Annotated in this window: 21 protein-coding genes and 1 riboswitch; of the genes, 10 read left to right on the top strand and 11 right to left on the bottom strand. The window is 65.5% G+C overall.

What is annotated here, in order from left to right; all coding sequences use genetic code 11:
- Nucleotides 1–86: 86 nt before the first annotated feature.
- Nucleotides 87–245, top strand: a riboswitch (FMN riboswitch).
- A gap of 77 nt (nucleotides 246–322) precedes the next feature.
- Nucleotides 323–883: a 6,7-dimethyl-8-ribityllumazine synthase gene (locus WI560_RS27845; RefSeq protein ID WP_375308928.1), complete on the top strand. Its 561-nt coding sequence runs from the start codon at nucleotides 323–325 to the stop codon at nucleotides 881–883.
- A 119-nt stretch (nucleotides 884–1,002) separates the two neighbouring features.
- On the opposite strand, the gene WI560_RS27840 is transcribed toward WI560_RS27845, so the two are convergent.
- From WI560_RS27840 to lgt, 5 genes are all read right to left on the bottom strand, one after another.
- Nucleotides 1,003–1,956 (bottom strand): ribose-phosphate pyrophosphokinase, encoded by a 954-nt coding sequence (locus WI560_RS27840; RefSeq protein WP_257176509.1) that lies wholly within the window; start codon nucleotides 1,954–1,956, stop codon nucleotides 1,003–1,005.
- A gap of 192 nt (nucleotides 1,957–2,148) precedes the next feature.
- Nucleotides 2,149–2,763, bottom strand: coding sequence for a hypothetical protein (locus WI560_RS27835; RefSeq protein WP_375305750.1), 615 nt, complete (start codon nucleotides 2,761–2,763; stop codon nucleotides 2,149–2,151).
- A gap of 188 nt (nucleotides 2,764–2,951) precedes the next feature.
- Nucleotides 2,952–3,719 carry a peptidoglycan editing factor PgeF gene (gene pgeF / locus WI560_RS27830; protein WP_375305749.1) on the bottom strand — a complete coding sequence of 256 codons (768 nt, stop codon included), beginning with the start codon at nucleotides 3,717–3,719 and terminating at the stop codon, nucleotides 2,952–2,954.
- Nucleotides 3,719–4,834 (bottom strand): class I SAM-dependent methyltransferase, encoded by a 1,116-nt coding sequence (locus WI560_RS27825; RefSeq protein WP_257176512.1) that lies wholly within the window; start codon nucleotides 4,832–4,834, stop codon nucleotides 3,719–3,721. Before WI560_RS27825 ends, pgeF begins: the two co-directional genes overlap by 1 nt.
- Nucleotides 4,835–4,855: 21 nt before the next feature.
- Nucleotides 4,856–5,701, bottom strand: coding sequence for a prolipoprotein diacylglyceryl transferase (lgt, locus tag WI560_RS27820; protein WP_375305748.1), 846 nt, complete (start codon nucleotides 5,699–5,701; stop codon nucleotides 4,856–4,858).
- 198 nt (nucleotides 5,702–5,899) lie between these two features.
- Here lgt and WI560_RS27815 point away from each other — a divergent pair, with 198 nt between their 5' ends.
- The 4 genes from WI560_RS27815 to ychF all read left to right on the top strand — a co-directional run bounded on the left by WI560_RS27815 (nucleotide 5,900) and on the right by ychF (nucleotide 9,113).
- On the top strand, nucleotides 5,900–6,151 hold the full coding sequence (locus WI560_RS27815; RefSeq protein ID WP_007596812.1) for an accessory factor UbiK family protein: 252 nt from the start codon (nucleotides 5,900–5,902) through the stop codon (nucleotides 6,149–6,151).
- 330 nt (nucleotides 6,152–6,481) lie between these two features.
- A complete protein-coding gene (locus tag WI560_RS27810) occupies nucleotides 6,482–7,198 on the top strand; it encodes a 50S ribosomal protein L25/general stress protein Ctc (protein ID WP_257176514.1) in 717 nt (238 codons plus the stop codon).
- A 61-nt stretch (nucleotides 7,199–7,259) separates the two neighbouring features.
- Complete coding sequence (pth, locus tag WI560_RS27805) at nucleotides 7,260–7,871, top strand: aminoacyl-tRNA hydrolase (RefSeq protein ID WP_375305747.1); 612 nt, start codon at nucleotides 7,260–7,262, stop codon at nucleotides 7,869–7,871.
- A gap of 144 nt (nucleotides 7,872–8,015) precedes the next feature.
- The gene (gene ychF / locus WI560_RS27800; RefSeq protein WP_375305746.1) at nucleotides 8,016–9,113 is read left to right on the top strand and encodes a redox-regulated ATPase YchF; all 1,098 of its coding nucleotides are present in this window, start codon (nucleotides 8,016–8,018) and stop codon (nucleotides 9,111–9,113) included.
- Nucleotides 9,114–9,254: 141 nt separating this feature from the next.
- Here ychF and WI560_RS27795 read toward each other — a convergent pair whose 3' ends face one another.
- Nucleotides 9,255–9,551, bottom strand: coding sequence for a DUF4282 domain-containing protein (locus WI560_RS27795; protein ID WP_126259079.1), 297 nt, complete (start codon nucleotides 9,549–9,551; stop codon nucleotides 9,255–9,257).
- A 166-nt stretch (nucleotides 9,552–9,717) separates the two neighbouring features.
- Between WI560_RS27795 and WI560_RS27790 the strand changes: the two genes are divergently transcribed.
- From WI560_RS27790 to WI560_RS27780, 3 genes are all read left to right on the top strand, one after another.
- Nucleotides 9,718–10,170, top strand: coding sequence for a MaoC family dehydratase (locus WI560_RS27790; protein WP_257192733.1), 453 nt, complete (start codon nucleotides 9,718–9,720; stop codon nucleotides 10,168–10,170).
- Nucleotides 10,170–10,649, top strand: coding sequence for a MaoC family dehydratase (locus WI560_RS27785; protein ID WP_028134405.1), 480 nt, complete (start codon nucleotides 10,170–10,172; stop codon nucleotides 10,647–10,649). Before WI560_RS27790 ends, WI560_RS27785 begins: the two co-directional genes overlap by 1 nt.
- 198 nt (nucleotides 10,650–10,847) lie before the next feature.
- Nucleotides 10,848–10,994, top strand: coding sequence for a hypothetical protein (locus WI560_RS27780; RefSeq protein WP_028134406.1), 147 nt, complete (start codon nucleotides 10,848–10,850; stop codon nucleotides 10,992–10,994).
- Between the two features lie 39 nt (nucleotides 10,995–11,033).
- On the opposite strand, the gene WI560_RS27775 is transcribed toward WI560_RS27780, so the two are convergent.
- From WI560_RS27775 to WI560_RS27765, 3 genes are all read right to left on the bottom strand, one after another.
- Nucleotides 11,034–11,171 carry a hypothetical protein gene (locus WI560_RS27775; protein WP_007614812.1) on the bottom strand — a complete coding sequence of 46 codons (138 nt, stop codon included), beginning with the start codon at nucleotides 11,169–11,171 and terminating at the stop codon, nucleotides 11,034–11,036.
- 237 nt (nucleotides 11,172–11,408) lie between these two features.
- Nucleotides 11,409–11,831 (bottom strand): hypothetical protein, encoded by a 423-nt coding sequence (locus tag WI560_RS27770; protein ID WP_097657569.1) that lies wholly within the window; start codon nucleotides 11,829–11,831, stop codon nucleotides 11,409–11,411.
- A gap of 323 nt (nucleotides 11,832–12,154) precedes the next feature.
- Entirely contained in the window at nucleotides 12,155–13,081 is a 927-nt protein-coding gene (locus WI560_RS27765) for a hypothetical protein (RefSeq protein WP_375305745.1), read from the bottom strand.
- Between WI560_RS27765 and WI560_RS27760 the strand changes: the two genes are divergently transcribed.
- Entirely contained in the window at nucleotides 13,023–13,397 is a 375-nt protein-coding gene (locus WI560_RS27760; protein ID WP_375308975.1) for a hypothetical protein, read from the top strand. The two genes, WI560_RS27765 and WI560_RS27760, sit on opposite strands and share 59 nt — an antisense overlap.
- Nucleotides 13,398–13,458: 61 nt before the next feature.
- Here the strand turns inward: WI560_RS27760 and WI560_RS27755 are convergent, their stop codons facing one another.
- A complete protein-coding gene (locus WI560_RS27755) occupies nucleotides 13,459–13,899 on the bottom strand; it encodes a nuclear transport factor 2 family protein (RefSeq protein ID WP_257176521.1) in 441 nt (146 codons plus the stop codon).
- A 218-nt stretch (nucleotides 13,900–14,117) separates the two neighbouring features.
- On the bottom strand, nucleotides 14,118–14,564 hold the full coding sequence (locus tag WI560_RS27750) for a nuclear transport factor 2 family protein (RefSeq protein ID WP_375305744.1): 447 nt from the start codon (nucleotides 14,562–14,564) through the stop codon (nucleotides 14,118–14,120).
- Between the two features lie 382 nt (nucleotides 14,565–14,946).
- Between WI560_RS27750 and WI560_RS27745 the strand changes: the two genes are divergently transcribed.
- Nucleotides 14,947–15,333: a hypothetical protein gene (locus tag WI560_RS27745; RefSeq protein ID WP_375305743.1), complete on the top strand. Its 387-nt coding sequence runs from the start codon at nucleotides 14,947–14,949 to the stop codon at nucleotides 15,331–15,333.
- Nucleotides 15,334–15,349: the final 16 nt, after the last annotated feature.

Below are 15,349 nucleotides of genomic sequence, written 5' to 3'. Positions count from 1 at the left end.
ACCATGCGATTTGCCCATGCGGAACGCGCTTGCCGCGCCGGCACGCCGGCGGCATATTTCCGCCTAGGCCGTTCATCCCGAGCGGCCGATGTTCTCAGGGCGGGGTGAAAGTCCCCACCGGCGGTAAGGGCCGAAAGGCCCAAGCCCGCGAGCGCCTTCCCCAAGGGGTAACCCGAAGGGAAGGGTCAGCAGATTCGGTGCAACTCCGAAGCCGACGGTCAAAGTCCGGATGAAAGAGAACGGTCGGTGGCAGACGCATCGCAAGGTGCGGCTGCTTGTCGTTCCGTGTGCCCTGATTCTGGTCCTTAAACCGAGGAAAGCCATGAATCAGATGTTGCAAGACCCCCAAGTCCAAAACTCAGAAGTCCAACCGCCGCCGGTTCCGCAAGGACCCGCGACCGGGCATCCGCGCTTCGCCAAGCCGCAGCGGGTGGCTTTCGTACAGGCCTGCTGGCATCGCGACGTGGTCGAGGAGGCCCGCATCGCCTTCCTGAAGGAGGCGGAGGCAAGGCACCTCACCCATGTTGACGTGTTCGAGGTGCCGGGCTCGTTCGAGATCCCGCTGCACGCGCAGGTCCTCGCCAAGACGCGTCGCTACACCGCGATCGTCGCGGCCGGCCTCGTCGTCGACGGCGGCATCTATCGCCACGAATTCGTCGCCGACACCGTGATCAAGGCCTTGATGGACGTGCAGCTGCGCACCGAGGTGCCGGTGTTCTCAGCGGTGCTGACGCCACAGCAATTCCACGAGACCGAGGTGCACTACGACTTTTTCCGCAAGCACTTTGCCATCAAGGGCGTGGAAGTCGCGGCAGCCTGTGCCGAGACCTTGCTCGGCCTGGAGCGCCTGCGCGGTCAGGTCGCCGCGGGGATCGTGGGGTAGGCAGGCTGCCGTAGGGTGGGCAAAGCGCAAGCGTGCCCACCTTCTCTCGCAAATGAAAAAAGGTGGGCACGGCGCTTTGCGCCTTTGCCCACCCTACGAGACCTCTCGGATCGAAAAAATCAGTCGAACAGGCTCGACACCGACTCTTCCGCCGCCGTGCGCGCGATCGCATCCGAGATCAGGCTGCCGATCGGCAGCGTGCGGATGTTCGGCGCCTTGGTCACCGCCTCCGTCGGCAGGATTGAGTCGGTGATCACCAGCTCCTTCAGCTTGGAGCCGGAGATGCGGGCCGCCGCGCCGCCGGAGAGCACGCCGTGGGTGATGTAGGCGTAGACGTCCTTGGCGCCCTTGGCGAGCAGTGCGTCGGCCGCATTCACCAGCGTGCCGCCGGAATCGACGATGTCGTCGACGAGGATACAGGTGTAGCCGGCGACATCGCCGATCACGTTCATGACCTCGGATTCGCCCGGGCGCTCACGGCGCTTGTCGACGATCGCGAGCGGGGTGTTGATGCGCTTGGCGAGGCCGCGCGCGCGGGCCACGCCGCCGACGTCGGGCGAGATCACCATCACCTTGGAGAGGTCGAACTTGTCCTTGATGTCGCGCACCATCAGCGGCGCCGCATAGAGATTGTCGGTCGGAATGTCGAAGAAGCCCTGGATCTGGCCGGCATGCAGGTCGAGCGTCATGACGCGGTCGACGCCGGCCTGCGTGATCAGATTGGCGACGAGCTTGGCCGAGATCGGCGTGCGCGAGCCCGATTTGCGGTCCTGCCGGGCGTAGCCGAAATAGGGCAGCACCGCGGTGATGCGGCGCGCCGAGGAGCGGCGCAGCGCGTCGGTGATGATCAGGAGCTCCATCAGATGGTCGTTCGCGGGAAACGAGGTCGACTGGATGACGAAGGCATCCGAGCCGCGGACGTTCTCCTGGATCTCGACGAAGATCTCCATGTCGGCGAAGCGCCGCACCACCGCCTTGGTCAGCGGCAGGTCGAGGCCTTGCGCGATCGCCTGCGCGAGGGCCGGATTGGAGTTGCCGGCGACGAGCTTGATGGAGCCGTTTTTGGCCGACATAGACGCTTCCTCCCGCGCTTTGCTGGATACGACGTTCAACATCTCAGATCCCACTGGAAGCACGGTTACGACGGGCGAGGAAATATCAGGCGGGAGGCTGCAATGGCAACCCGGAAGGCTACGTTTTCCCTTCGAAAATCCTGAGTCGGGCCAACGGTTTGGCCGCAACTTGAGGCCGTGGTTTAGCGGGGGTTATCGCTCGGCATAGCCGAGCGCGGAGGACGGCATGTCCGACGTCGGCGCCTCGGGAATCACGCTCGCCACCGCCGGTCCCCGCAAGCCAGGCGCTGCGCTAGGCGTGTCCGGCGTGCCGTTGATCATGTTGGAAAGTCCGCTGAATCCGGCCTGGGCGATCTTCCGCAGCACCAGATCGTCGGCGGCCGCCCACGCGTCGCGGCCGGCCTTGACCGAGGTCGGTTCCTCGCCGGACAGGCGCAGCGCGCGCTGCTGATTGGCGTCGTAGACGTCCCAGACCCAGGCGATCACGGTCTTGCCGCGGACGATCTGGGCGGAGAGGTAGCTGCGCACGCGGTAGGCGGCCGAGCCCTCGCGGGAGACCACGGACAGGCTGCGCAGCTTGGATTCGCTGTCGAGCACGCCGACCATGCGGTCGAACACCTGCGGCGGCGGCCCGTCGATCGATTCGAACGCCACCGTCGCGCCCGAGCCGGTGCTCGGCGCCATCGCATAGGAATTGGCGGCGCCGCCACCGCCGGCACAGCCGCCAAGCGCGGTCGCAGCCGCCAGCAGCATGGCTGCCAGCACGCGCGAACCCGCACGGCCCAGGATGAATGACGCGTCCCTCATTATGGAGGGCAGCGATATCGTTAAAATCGATTAAGGTCTAGGGCGGCGGCGACACGGACACACAGTGTATCCGGGGGGCGCCGCTTGGCGCGAGCCAGGAATCCATTTCTCCGCGTGAATTGCCGCCCGATGGATTCCGGGTTCTCGCTTCGCGAGCCCCGGAATGCCACGGTGCGTTGCCCTTGTGTTCACGCTTCGAGCGCGATCGCATGGACGTGGCGGCCGTAATCCGGCTCCTTGCGATGCACCGAGCGGCGATAGCTGAAGAAGCGCTCGTCGGCATAGGTGTCGAGGCCGAGATCGTCGATCATCAGGATGCCGGCGGCCTCGAGCCGCTGGCGGATGAAGCCGGCGAGATCGAACATCGCGTGTCCCTCGCGCACCGAGGGGATGAAGAACATGGCGTTGTCCGCATCCGCCTCGACGAAGCGCGCCACGAACTCGTTGCCGACCTCGTAGCTGTCCTGCCGGATCAGCGGCCCGATCGCGGCGATGATGCCGCCGCGGGTGGCGCCGAGATCCTCCATCGCCGAGATCGTCGCCTCCAGCACGCCGGTGAGCGCGCCTTTCCAGCCGGCATGTGCGCCGCCGATCACGCGTGCATGGGGATCGACGAACAGCACCGGTCCGCAATCGGCGGTGGAGACGCCGAGCGCGATGCCGGGCGTTTTCGTCACCAGCGCATCACCCTTCGGCCGCGGCCCGCTCGGCCATGGTGTCTCGGCAACCAGCACGTCGGGCGAGTGGATCTGGTGCAGGCTGAGGAAGCGGTCCGCGCCGACACCGACATGTTCGGCCATGCGGCGGCGGTTCTCCGCAACGAGGCCCTGATCGTCGTTGGAGCCGAGCCCGCCGTTCAGCGCGGCATAGATGCCGCCGGAGACGCCGCCTTCGCGCGTGAAGAAGGCATGGCGCAGGCCGGGCACCGCTGCCAGCAGCGAGGAGGTGAGCGTCATCAATTGCCTCCGGCCTGTTCGAAATCGCTGAGGCCGGCAATGCCCGTCAGCCGCGGCTCGGAGATGCCGAGCACCTTGAACATCGAGCCCATGCCGCTGCGCCCGGTGTCGGTCAGGCGCTTGAGCGCGATCGAAATGTCGGTGGCGACTTCCGGCGTGGCCTTCTGCATCAAAGCGGCAGCCCTCGTATCGATGCCGATGCGCTTGAGGAAGTCGCCTTGCGTCACCGGCCCGTGCACGCGCGCGCCGACGTCCTCGGCCGCGCGCGCCAGCGCCTGGAAGTCGACATGGGCGGTGACGTCGGCCTGGCCAGGCGCCTTCAGGGGATCGACGAAGGTGTGGCGGGCAATCGCCTGGAAGGTGTCGCCGGCGTCGCTGCGCAGATGGCCGTAATCGATGATCAGGGCGGCGCCGTCCTGGTCGCGCACGCGGGTGGCGAGCTTCATGATCTCGCCGTCGGGCCGCCATTCGAACACGGCGCCGATAGGTGCGGCGCGCACCAGGGGCGGTAGCAGCACGTCGAAGCGCGGGGTCGGCTCCGGCGCCGCGCCGAACTGAAGCCTGCCGTTGCCGTCGATCTCGATCACGCGCTCGTGCCAGCCGTTCTCGAGGCGCACCATCTGGTGGATCGGCAGCACGTCGAAATATTCGTTGGCGAGGATAATGCTCGGCCCATCCGGCACGTCGTCGATGCTGTCGTGCCAGGAGATGTTGCGCACGGCGGACAGCGTCGCACCCTGCCGCTCGCGCAGGACCGGATTGACCTCGACCATGTGGATATGGAGGGCCTGGTACAGCGGCGGCAGCACGCGAAGCGCGCGCAGCGCATCCGCCATCATGGTGCCGCGGCCGGGGCCGAGCTCGATCAGCCGCAGGAATTGCGGCGAGCCCATCTGCTTCCACACCGAGGCGGTCCACAGGCCCAGCAGCTCGCCGAACATCTGGCTGACCTCGGGCGCGGTGGTGAAGTCGCCCTCACGGCCGAGCGGATCGCGCGAGACGTAATAGCCATGGCGCGGATGCATCAGGCACAGTTCCATGTAGCGCCAGACCGGCATCGGGCCCGACGCCTTGATCAGCGCCTTGATCTCGTCGAGTAGCGGCTGGTCGGTCACGGCGTACTTTCTCGAAATGAACTAACGAATGGCCTGGGCGGGCTGCGGCGCACCGCGCCTGACTGCCAATACAATAAGTATGAGGCCGACGATAAGCATCGGGATCGAGAGCAGCATGCCCATGGTTAACCCGCCCCAGAGGAAACCAAGCTGTGCGTCCGGTTCGCGGAAATGCTCGCCGGCGATGCGGGCCAGGCCGTAGACCAGGATGAAGGCGCCGAGGATCATGCCGGGCCGCTTCAGGGCACCGAAGCGGATCATGACCGCGAGCACGGTGAACAGCAGGATGCCTTCCATGCCGGCCTGGTAGAGCTGGCTCGGATGGCGCGGCAGCTGCGTCGGATCGTTGGGGAAGATCATGGCCCAGGGCAGGCTCGCATCGGTGGCGCGGCCCCACAATTCGCCATTGATGAAATTGGCGATCCGCCCGAGCAGCAGCCCGACCGGCGCGACTGCGGTGGTGATGTCGCCGAGCGACAGGATCGGGATCTTGTTGCGATGGGCAAACCACATCACCGCGACGACGCAGCCGAGGAAGCCGCCATGAAAGGACATGCCGCCCTCCCATAGCCTGAAGATCGCGGCGGGATGATCGATGAAGAAGGGCAGGTTGTAGAACAGCACGTAGCCGGTGCGGCCGCCGAGGATGATGCCGAGCGTCACCCAGAGGATGAAGTCGTCGATCTGGAGCAGCGAGATCGGCGCGGGTCCGCCCCACAGCCGCTTGTTCTTCAGCAGCGAGCGCGCATAGAGCCAGCCGAACACGATGCCGCAGATATAGGCCAGCGCATACCAGCGGATCGCGAACGGGCCGATCTCGAGCGCGATCGGCTTGAAGGCGGGGAAGTCGATCAGAAGAAGCTGCATCGAGCCTTCAATGTCCAAGCGAAATCGCGGCGGTCGGCGCCTTCAGGCGCCCTGTGATTCTTCTTATGCAGGGACGTCGAGTACGATTGCAAGGACACCGGGGCATGACAAGGTTACCACCCCGCGGCTCTTGAACCGCTCCGTTCGGATTGCCATTGTGTTTCGGAGAGTTCGCGCAAAGTTTATCGGAGGCCCGCCATGACCCAGACCAACAACCGGTTTTTCGACGAGATCGGCCGCCTGATGAACGACGCCGCCGGGGCCGCTCAGGGCGTCAAGCGCGAGTTCGACACGGTGATGCGGACCCAGGCGGAGAAATTCCTGCGCGATATGGATCTGGTCAAGCGCGAGGAGTTCGAGGCGGTCAAGGACATGGCGCGCCTGGCGCGCGAGGAGAACGAGGCGCTGAAGGCGCGCATCGCGGCGCTGGAAGCCAAGCTCGGCGGGTAGGGTACCCTTACCCTCCCCTGGAGGGGGAGGGTCGATCGCGCGTAGCGCGAGCGGGGTGGGGTGACGGTCCCTCCGCGTTGAACAGTGCCCGTGGGGAGAGATCACCCCACCCCGTCTCACATTTCGCTACGCTCAATGTGAGCCGACCCTCCCCCCTCCAGGGGAGGGTAAGAACCCGCTCCCGGCAGCCCATTCTCCTTGTCATTTCCGCATCTTCCGGGTAAAAGCCCGCCACGTTCGTGGCCCCCGCACCCCTGGAGGCTTGCTGCGAGCTATGCCATGGGCCGCGCTGCGGCCCATTAACTTTTGCAAAAACAAGGACTTAACGACATGGCGACGACCGTCAAGGAATTGAAGGCGACCGCACGTCCGAAGAGCGGCAAGGGGGCCGCCCGGGCTGAGCGTCGCGCCGGGCGCGTGCCCGGAGTGATCTATGGCAACAACCAGCCCCCGGTGACGATCTCGATCGAAGATCGCGAACTGCGCCAGCGCATCCTCGCCGGCCGGTTCCTGACCACGCTGGTGGACATCGATCTCGAGGGCAAGAAGCACCGCGTGATTCCGCGCGACTATCACCTCGACCCGGTCAAGGACTTCCCGATCCATGTCGACTTCATGCGGCTCGGCGAAGGCGCCACCATCCGCATCAGCGTGCCCTTGCACGTCGTGAAGGCGGAAAGCTCCCCGGGCGTGAAGCGCGGCGGCACCGTCAACATCGTCGCCCACGCGATCGAGCTCGAATGCGGCGTCGAGAGCATTCCGCAGTACATCGAGGCCGACGTCGGCGCGCTCGAAATCGGTCACTCGCTGCATCTGTCCGACGTCAAGCTGCCGGCCGGCGTGAAGGCGCTGACCCGTGAGGACGCGACCCTCGTCACCATCGTGCCGCCGTCCGGCTACGCCGAAGAGCAGAAGGCCGCGGCTGCGGCTGCGGCTCCGGGCGCTGCTGCGGCGGCTCCGGCCGCTGGCGCCGCGGCTCCGGCTGCGGGCGCTGCTGCACCTGCCGCCGCTGCCAAGGCTCCCGCCGGCGGCGACAAGAAGAAGTAATCTCTCAGATGAGCTGGCGCGCGGTTCCTGATCGCGCGCTGGCTGAGGGGCGCGCCGCGTCATGCGACTCTTTGTTGGGCTCGGCAATCCCGGCGCGAAATACGCACGTAACCGGCACAATATCGGCTTCATGGCCGTCGACGAGATCGCGCGACGCCATGGCTTTGCGCCATGGCGTCGTCGTTTTCAGGGCGAGACCTCGGAAGGCACGCTCGGACTTGAGCGCGTGATCCTGCTCAAGCCGACGACCTACATGAACGAGTCCGGCCGTAGCGTTCAGGAGGCGGCGAGCTTCTTCAAGATCGCGCCCGGCGACGTCACGGTGTTCCATGACGAGCTCGAGCTGCCGCCGGGCAAGGTGCGGGTGAAGATCGGCGGCGGTATCGCCGGCCACAACGGCCTGCGGTCGATCTCGGCGCATATCGGCAACGACTATCGCCGCGTGCGCCTCGGCATCGGTCATCCCGGCGTCAAGGAACTGGTGCACGGCCACGTGCTGTCGGACTTCGCCAAGGCCGACAACGACTGGGTGGCGACGCTGTGCGAGGCGGTGGCCGAGCACGCAGGCCTGGTTGCCAAGGGCACGGACGCGACCTTCGCCAACCGGGTGCATCTCGCCATGCAGGCCAAGGGATTTTTGACCAAGGACGACAACGGAGAGAAATCGAACTGATCTCTCTCCGTCATGGCCGGGCTTGACCCGGCCATCCACGCCTTTCTTTCTCCGCGGAGCGAAGGACGTGGATGCCCGGCACAAGGCCGGGCATGACGACTTCAACGAACGCATGCGCGCGCGGCGCGAAGACTGGAAGAGACCATGGGATTCAAATGCGGGATCGTCGGATTGCCCAATGTCGGCAAGTCGACCTTGTTCAACGCGCTGACCGAGACGGCCGCGGCGCAGGCCGCGAACTATCCGTTCTGCACCATCGAGCCGAATGTCGGCGAGGTCGCCGTGCCGGATCCGCGGCTGGAGAAGCTCGCCGCCATCGCCAAATCCGGCCAAATCATCCCGACCCGGCTGACCTTCGTCGACATCGCTGGCCTCGTCCGCGGTGCCTCCAAGGGCGAGGGCCTCGGCAACCAGTTCCTCGCCAACATCCGCGAGGTCGATGCCATCGCGCATGTGGTGCGCTGCTTCGAGGATTCCGACATCACCCATGTCGAGGGCAAGATCGCCCCGCTCGCCGACATCGAGACCATCGAGACCGAGCTGATGCTCGCCGACCTCGACAGCCTCGAGAAGCGCGTCGACAACCTCACCAAGAAGGCCAAGGGCAACGACAAGGACGCCAAGGAGCAGCTCGACCTCGTGAGCCGCACCCTGGTGCTGCTGCGCGAGGGCAAGCCCGCGCGTCTCGTCGAGCGCAAGCCGGAGGAGGAGCGCGCCTTCGCCATGCTCGGCCTGCTGTCCTCCAAGCCGGTGCTCTATGTCTGCAACGTCGAGGAAGGCTCGGCCGCATCAGGCAATGCGTTCTCCAAGGCGGTCGAAGAGCAGGCGGCCAAGGAAGGCGCGGTCGCCGTCGTCATCTCCGCCAAGATCGAATCCGAGATCGCGACGATCTCGCGCGAAGAGCGCGCCGAGTTCCTGGAGACGTTGGGCCTCGAAGAAGCCGGCCTCGATCGCCTGATCCGCGCCGGCTACCGGCTGCTCGACCTCATCACCTATTTCACCGTGGGCCCGAAGGAGGCGCGCGCCTGGACCATCCATCGCGGCACCAAGGCGCCCGCGGCGGCCGGCGTGATCCACACCGACTTCGAGAAGGGTTTCATCCGCGCCGAGACCATCGCGTATGAGGACTATGTCGCGCTCGGCGGCGAAGCCGGCGCGCGCGATGCCGGCAAGCTCCGCCTCGAAGGCAAGGACTACGTCGTCGCCGACGGCGACGTGATGCATTTCAGGTTCAATACGTAAGCCGGCAACACCGGTGCCGTAGTGCCGTAGGGTGGGCAAAGCGAAGCGTGCCCACCGCCTGTCACCATTGAGAAAGATCGTGGGCACGGCGCTGCGCGCCTTTGCCCACCCTACGGCTTCGCGCGCCCCGAAATGACGGCGCTACCGCATCCCGCCGCCCTGGTCGCGGATCGCGCCGAGATGTTCGTTGATGCGGAAGACGATCAGGATCAGCTCGGCGAGGATGCGCGAGAACACGATTCCGACGACGACGCTGGCGATCGAGGACAGCAGCACCAGGAAGCCGCCGAACGGGCTGATCGCCATCGCGGCGAGCCCGGAGAAGATGCCGGAGAGACCGAACAGGCAGATCAGCGCGATCACCAGCCAATAGAAGGTCTTGATGATCGTCGGCGTGATGAAGCGGTCCCATTGGAAAAGGTCGCTGAATGAAAACATTGCTCTCCCCAGGGCACTGGGCCTTGATAAACCGATCGCGGCCCTCGGTCGATCCGACTCGGATCAACGCCGCCACCCGGTATGTAGCACGAGCCATGCGGGCCGGCGGGTTGAGATTGCCGCAAAGTGCGGCCACAATCTGTCATTCCCGCAAAGCTTTCCCCAGATGACCCTGACCTTCGAAGATTTCCCGCCCGGCCGGTTCGGCACGTTCGGCCCGCGCCATGTCACCCGCGACGAGATTTTGGCCTTTGCCGCCGAGTTCGATCCGCAGCCGATGCACCTGGACGAGGAGGCTGCCAGCAAAAGCATGCTGCGCGGCCTGTCCGGCTCGGGCTGGCATCTCTGCTCGCTGATGATGCGGATGATGGCCGACGGCTTCATCACCCGCGCCGCATCGCTGGGATCGCCCGGCGTCGACGAAGTGCGTTGGCTCTCGCCGCTGCGGCCCGGCGACGACCTCATGCTCGAGGTCGATGTGCTGGAGGCGCGCACCTCGAAGAGCCGGCCCGAGCTCGGCATCGTCAAGTTCAAATGCACCGTGCACAACGCCAAGGGGGAGGCGCTCGCCGAGATGACGTCGCCGATCCTGATCAAGCGGCGCGAGGGAGCGGTCTGATGCGGTTCTTCGACGACATCGAGATCGGCCAGCGCCGCGAGATCGGCAGCTATACGTTCACGGCCGAGGCCATCAAGACATTCGCCGCCAAGTTCGATCCGCAGCGTTTCCATCTCGACGAGGAGGAGGGCAAGAACTCGCTGTTCGGCGGGCTTGCCGCGTCGGGCTGGCATGTCGGCTCGGCCTGCATGAGCCTGCTCGTCGCCGACGGCCAGCGTCTGGCGCGCGAGGCCGCTTCGCGCGGCGAGGAGGTCGCGGTATGGGGCCCGTCGCCGGGCTTTCGCGACCTGCGCTGGATCAGGCCGGTGCTCGCCGGCGACACCGTCGCTTATGTCAACGTCGTCACCGACAAGCGCATCTCGGCCTCGCGCCCCGGCTGGGGCATCCTGACCGCCCGCACCACCGGCACCAACCAGCGCGGCGAAGACGTCTATTCCATCACCGCTTCAGCCTTCGTGCCCAAGCGGAAGGGCGGTTAGATCTGTTCCAAGATGAACGGTCCAAATGATGCGCGAGTGTTGCCCGCGCGCTATGGACGCGATTCGGGGCGGCTGCCATAAGCCTGCGCAACATGGTTACCGCGAAGGGTTTCTGCGGAACCAGTGAGTTGCTAACTAATTATGAACCTGTCGCTGTCTATTTGAAACGAATTGGGCAGACGACAGGGGACGAGGACCATGGCAGATCGCGGCGCACTCAAGTTTGTTGGATTTATCTTCGCGACCGCGACGCTCGCAGTGATGCTGGTCGCCGGCATGGTGGTGAAGGGCTATGCCGATGGCGCCTACACCCTGGAAGCCTCGGTCGCCGAGGCGAGCCGGTAACACTTCGTTCATCTTTCGCGGCCGGCATCCGGCCGCGCCTCAGCGGCTATAGACGAACGCCAGGATGGCGATCGCAACCGCCAGCAGCCCGACAAAGCGCAGCATGATCGTGCCGAATTGATTCGGCGCGGGCCGCAACGGTATCGGGTCCGTGGTGTCGGGCCGAATGCTTTCCATCTGAAATGTCCCCCAGGCCCGGCCGCAAGGCTGCCGGCGCTGGCATTAGTCGTTGGGGATGAGCAGAGGGTTCAAGCTATACTTTTCTGTCCCGGACACGCTGCAGCGCTCTTGCGCTGCTGCGCAGAGCCAGGACCCATCGCGCCGCGCATGCGTCCGGGGCACGAAACCTCCCCGAATCAAAACCGCCGCGCTCTCTTCCGAGAACGCGGCGGCCGGTGATGCGGTGCTTGGCGATCAGCTGTTGCGCAGGCCGTCCGCGGCGCGCTTCCACTGCGCGACGTTGTCGGCGATCATGCGGGTCGACTTCATCGCGGCCTGGCTGAGCTGGGCATAGCCGGAGATCTCGCGCTGGACGCGCTGGCCTTCGGCATGGAGCAGGTCGCGCAGGCTCTCCAGCTCGGAGATCAGGTTCTCGATCTCGGCGAGCGAGGTGCCGGCGACGCGCTGGATCAGCGAGTTGACGTTGTTGACGGTGGCCTCCGCGCTCGGGTCGAGCGGCGGTGCGTCGGTGGTGGTCGACGCCGGGCGGCGCAGATAAGCGATATCGTTGCGGACGAAGTCGCGGATGCCGGCCTCGACCTCGGTCACGGCGGCGAGGTTGGTGTCGACCGTCTCGGTCTCGGTGGCTTCGATCTTTTCCGGACGCATGGCGTTCATCGTTGTTCCCCTGTTCGCGTTGAGCGCAGCGCGAGTGTCCCCCGCACGACGACGTCTGTGAGGCTTCCTTATCAGGGCGTCCGATTTTGACCGCAAATGGGCCGAGATGCGGCAAGGGCGGACCATTCGGGGGTTTTGCCGTGGCGTATGGTTAGGAGAGTGTGAACGCTGTTGCGCGCATCGGAACCCATCCCCTCATGGTGAGGAGCGCGCCCTTCGCGCGCGCCCTCGAACCATGCAGGCCCCGCTGTGGCAGAGGGCCTCGATCCCCTTCGAGACGCGCTCCTTCGGAGCGCCCTCAGGATGAAAGGTGGAGCGCGGGACTACCAGCTCTTCTTGAAGCCGGCCGTCACGCTCTTGTTGACCGCGCCTTGCGAGGTCTCGCCGACCGAGCCGGAGACGGTGACGTTGTCGAACAGCTTTTGCTCGGCGCCGACCTTGCGCAGCCATTTGTCGTCGGTGGTCGACAGCGTCTGGCCGGCGGTGATGCTGGTGCCGGTGTCGGTGAGGGTGACCCTGGCGGACTGGTCGGTTTCGTAATTGCGGATGATGTGGCCGCCGATGCCGGGCACGGCGCCGGTGCCCTGCTGGTTGACGCTGTAGCCGTTCTGGAGCGTCAGCGAGGTTTCGCCCGACAGCGGCATCGCTTTGGTCAGCGAGGCCCCGATCCTGCTCTGCTCGGCGCCGGGATCGACGCGGGCTTCCACCGCGGTCTTGTCCCAGATCGCGCCCGCGCCGGGCGCGGTTGCCGTCGCCCAGGCGCTGCCGGAGGATTGCGGCAGGTTGCCGCCGTTGCCGGCCTTTTGCGCCAGCAGCTCGGACATCGTCCGCGGCTCGCTCGTCACCGTCATGTCGGCGCCGATCCGCGTGTCCCAGAACGGGGACACGGACTGCTTCACCGTCACCGCCGAGGAGCCGTTCGCGTTGGCATTGGACGACCAGTCCAGCCCGTCCCTGGCGGCGGCCTGGGCGCGCTTCTTGGCGGCCATGGGATCGATGCCGGTGCCGGCGTCGACCGCGAGCTGGCTCCAGTCGAGCTTGTCGACGTCGATGTCCTTCATCACGTCGGGGTCGCTGACGTCGGGGGCCTCCGCCACGGCCTCTGGCTCGGCTGCCTCGTCGTCAGCTGCGGCCGCTGGAGGGGAGAAGGGCGGGATGATCTGCGCCTGTAACGTCAGGACCGAGCCCAAAATGAATGCGGTCGCCAGCATAGGCAGCCTGGTCCAGCCAAACCCTGTCGAGAATTCCATCGTCCTGCCCGCGAGCCCCAACGCATGCTGCCGAATCAATATATATCGGCCGTCGGCAAAGACCATGCGCCATTCCGCGCGGAAAATGCTGACCCATCGTTGCGAAATTGTGGCGCTGAAATTCAAGCGGCGAACCAACGGGCCGCGCGAGAGGCGCGCGCCCGATGACGAGCTTCTGGCGCGACGGCATCCGGCGGGGCTGGAGGCCAGGACGTCGCGGCCGGCATCGTCATCGGTCCCGAACGGCGGGGCCCGTTGGCGTCCCCCCTGGAGCGCGATGATCGTCATCGCGCTTCAGGTTGTCGTTTGCGCATGATCTTTTTGGAGAACCGCTGCGCACTTTGCGCTAACGCGGCCCTTCGGGTCCGGATCACGCGTCAGCCGACGCGGGTCATCTTCGGCAGATGAATGGCGCGGCCGAGCGCCTGCTCGACCAGGTCGAACGTGTCGATCAGGACGCGCATGCTGACGAGCTTGCCTGCCCTGAACTGGGCGAACTGCGCGACCCGCAGGCTGATCGGCTTGTTGGAATCCAGGGCCGTGAGCGAATAGCGCACCATCGAGGCGGCGGAATCGACGCCGAGCATGATGCTCTCGCGGTCGAAGCGGTGCACCTGGAAATTGTCGGCGAGCTGGTGGATGACCTCGAGCACGGCCGCCTTGCCCCGGCGTGCGCCGAGGAACGGAAACATGTCGATCGGGCCGTAGAGCGCCCACTCGACGTCCTCGTCGATCAGGGCCTCGATATCCTCGAAATGCCGGTCGTTGATCGCGCGGTGCAACGCGCGCGAGAAACGCCAGAGGCTGTGCTCTGTCATTTTGGGCAGTCCTGAAGCTGGCTTGCGAAAGGAAACGAAAACATCCCCACGCGCAGTCAGGCGCCGGGGATCAACTCATTTGTATACGAACAATGTAGCGGGCTTCGGCCAAAACGCAATTCACGTTTTTGCAATGCACCATTGAACGGATTTTGTGATATTTACAATAGAACCCCGTAATCTTCCGGGTTCGGTTCCGGGTTCCAGGCAAGCAGGGATCAATCCGCCTGCACGCCCGTGATCAACGGCCCGATCTCGCGCTCCAGCACCTGCTGCACCAGATCGTAGGAATCGATGATCTCGCGGATCTCGGCCACCAGCCCGCCCCGGAAAGTGTAGAACACCGCCATGTCGAACTGCACGATGCGGTCGTTGCTGCGCTTCCTGAAATAGGTCTGCATGTAGGTCGCGACCGCCTCGCCCTCGGCGACGATGTGCGGCGCCTTGTAGCGGATTTCGGAATAGCGCGACCAGATCGTCTCCCACAGCTCGCGCAATTCGGCCTTGCCGTGGCGCGGCACCATGTGCGGCAGCACGTCGATCGGCGCGTGGGTGAGGAAGTCGACGTCGTCGGTGCAGCATGCCAGCGCCGTCTCGATGTCCCCGCGGGCGAAGGCGTCGAGCAGATGCACGACCCGCTGGCGATTGAGCTTCTCGATCGACATTCCGCCCATCCTTTTTCTTGGCCGTTGTGCAACGCTAGCGCGTGGTCCCGCGCACCGGCAATCCGCGAAATCACAGGGATGTTCCTATGACGCGCCGGCGCAATGCCAGGTTCATGGCGTACAATTAAAAGTTGCGTTATGGGCCGGGTGCACGAATTGGTGCCGGATCAGCTGCGTGGTACGCCACGGCCCAGTGCGTAATGCGCAACTCGGCTCCGCGCAGCCGCCCTGAACCGCAAGTTGTAGTCTGTCATTCCGGGGCGCCGCGGAGCGGCGAGCCCGGAATCCATCGTGGGACAGGCGGCTATGGGGCGTGACCCGCCTCACATCACCCCATGGCCGGCAGGAGTAGCGTTATCCCATGTCATCAGGGAGACGTGCCATGGCTGCCATCGCCAGAGTCCGAAAGTCCCGTCTGCACAACGCGCTCGAAGGCCTCGCGCTGACCACGATCCTGCAGAGTTTTCCGACCTTCGCCCTGGCCGCCTTCCTGCTCAAGCTCTGCGGCGACCACGACCTCGCCGGCGACCCCGGCGTCGCCATCTTCGTCGCCATCGCCTCGCTCGCCCACGCGCTGCTGGCCGTGAGCTTCGGCCCCAGCGTCCCGCATTTGTTCAAGACCGTCTACGAGCCGAAATTCTTCGAGGCCCATCTGTCGCTGTCCGACAAGATCACCGCCTGGCGAACCCAGCCGGTCGCCTCGCTGCAACTCGTGACCATCGTGCTGCTGCTGTCGGTGATGGCCGTGGTGACGGCGAGCTTGGGGTAGGATGGCCCTCGTCATT

The organism is Bradyrhizobium sp. A11, assembly GCF_042077125.1.
Classification (GTDB): domain Bacteria; phylum Pseudomonadota; class Alphaproteobacteria; order Rhizobiales; family Xanthobacteraceae; genus Bradyrhizobium; species Bradyrhizobium japonicum_B.
This window is presented reverse-complemented; position numbering and strand designations above follow the sequence as displayed.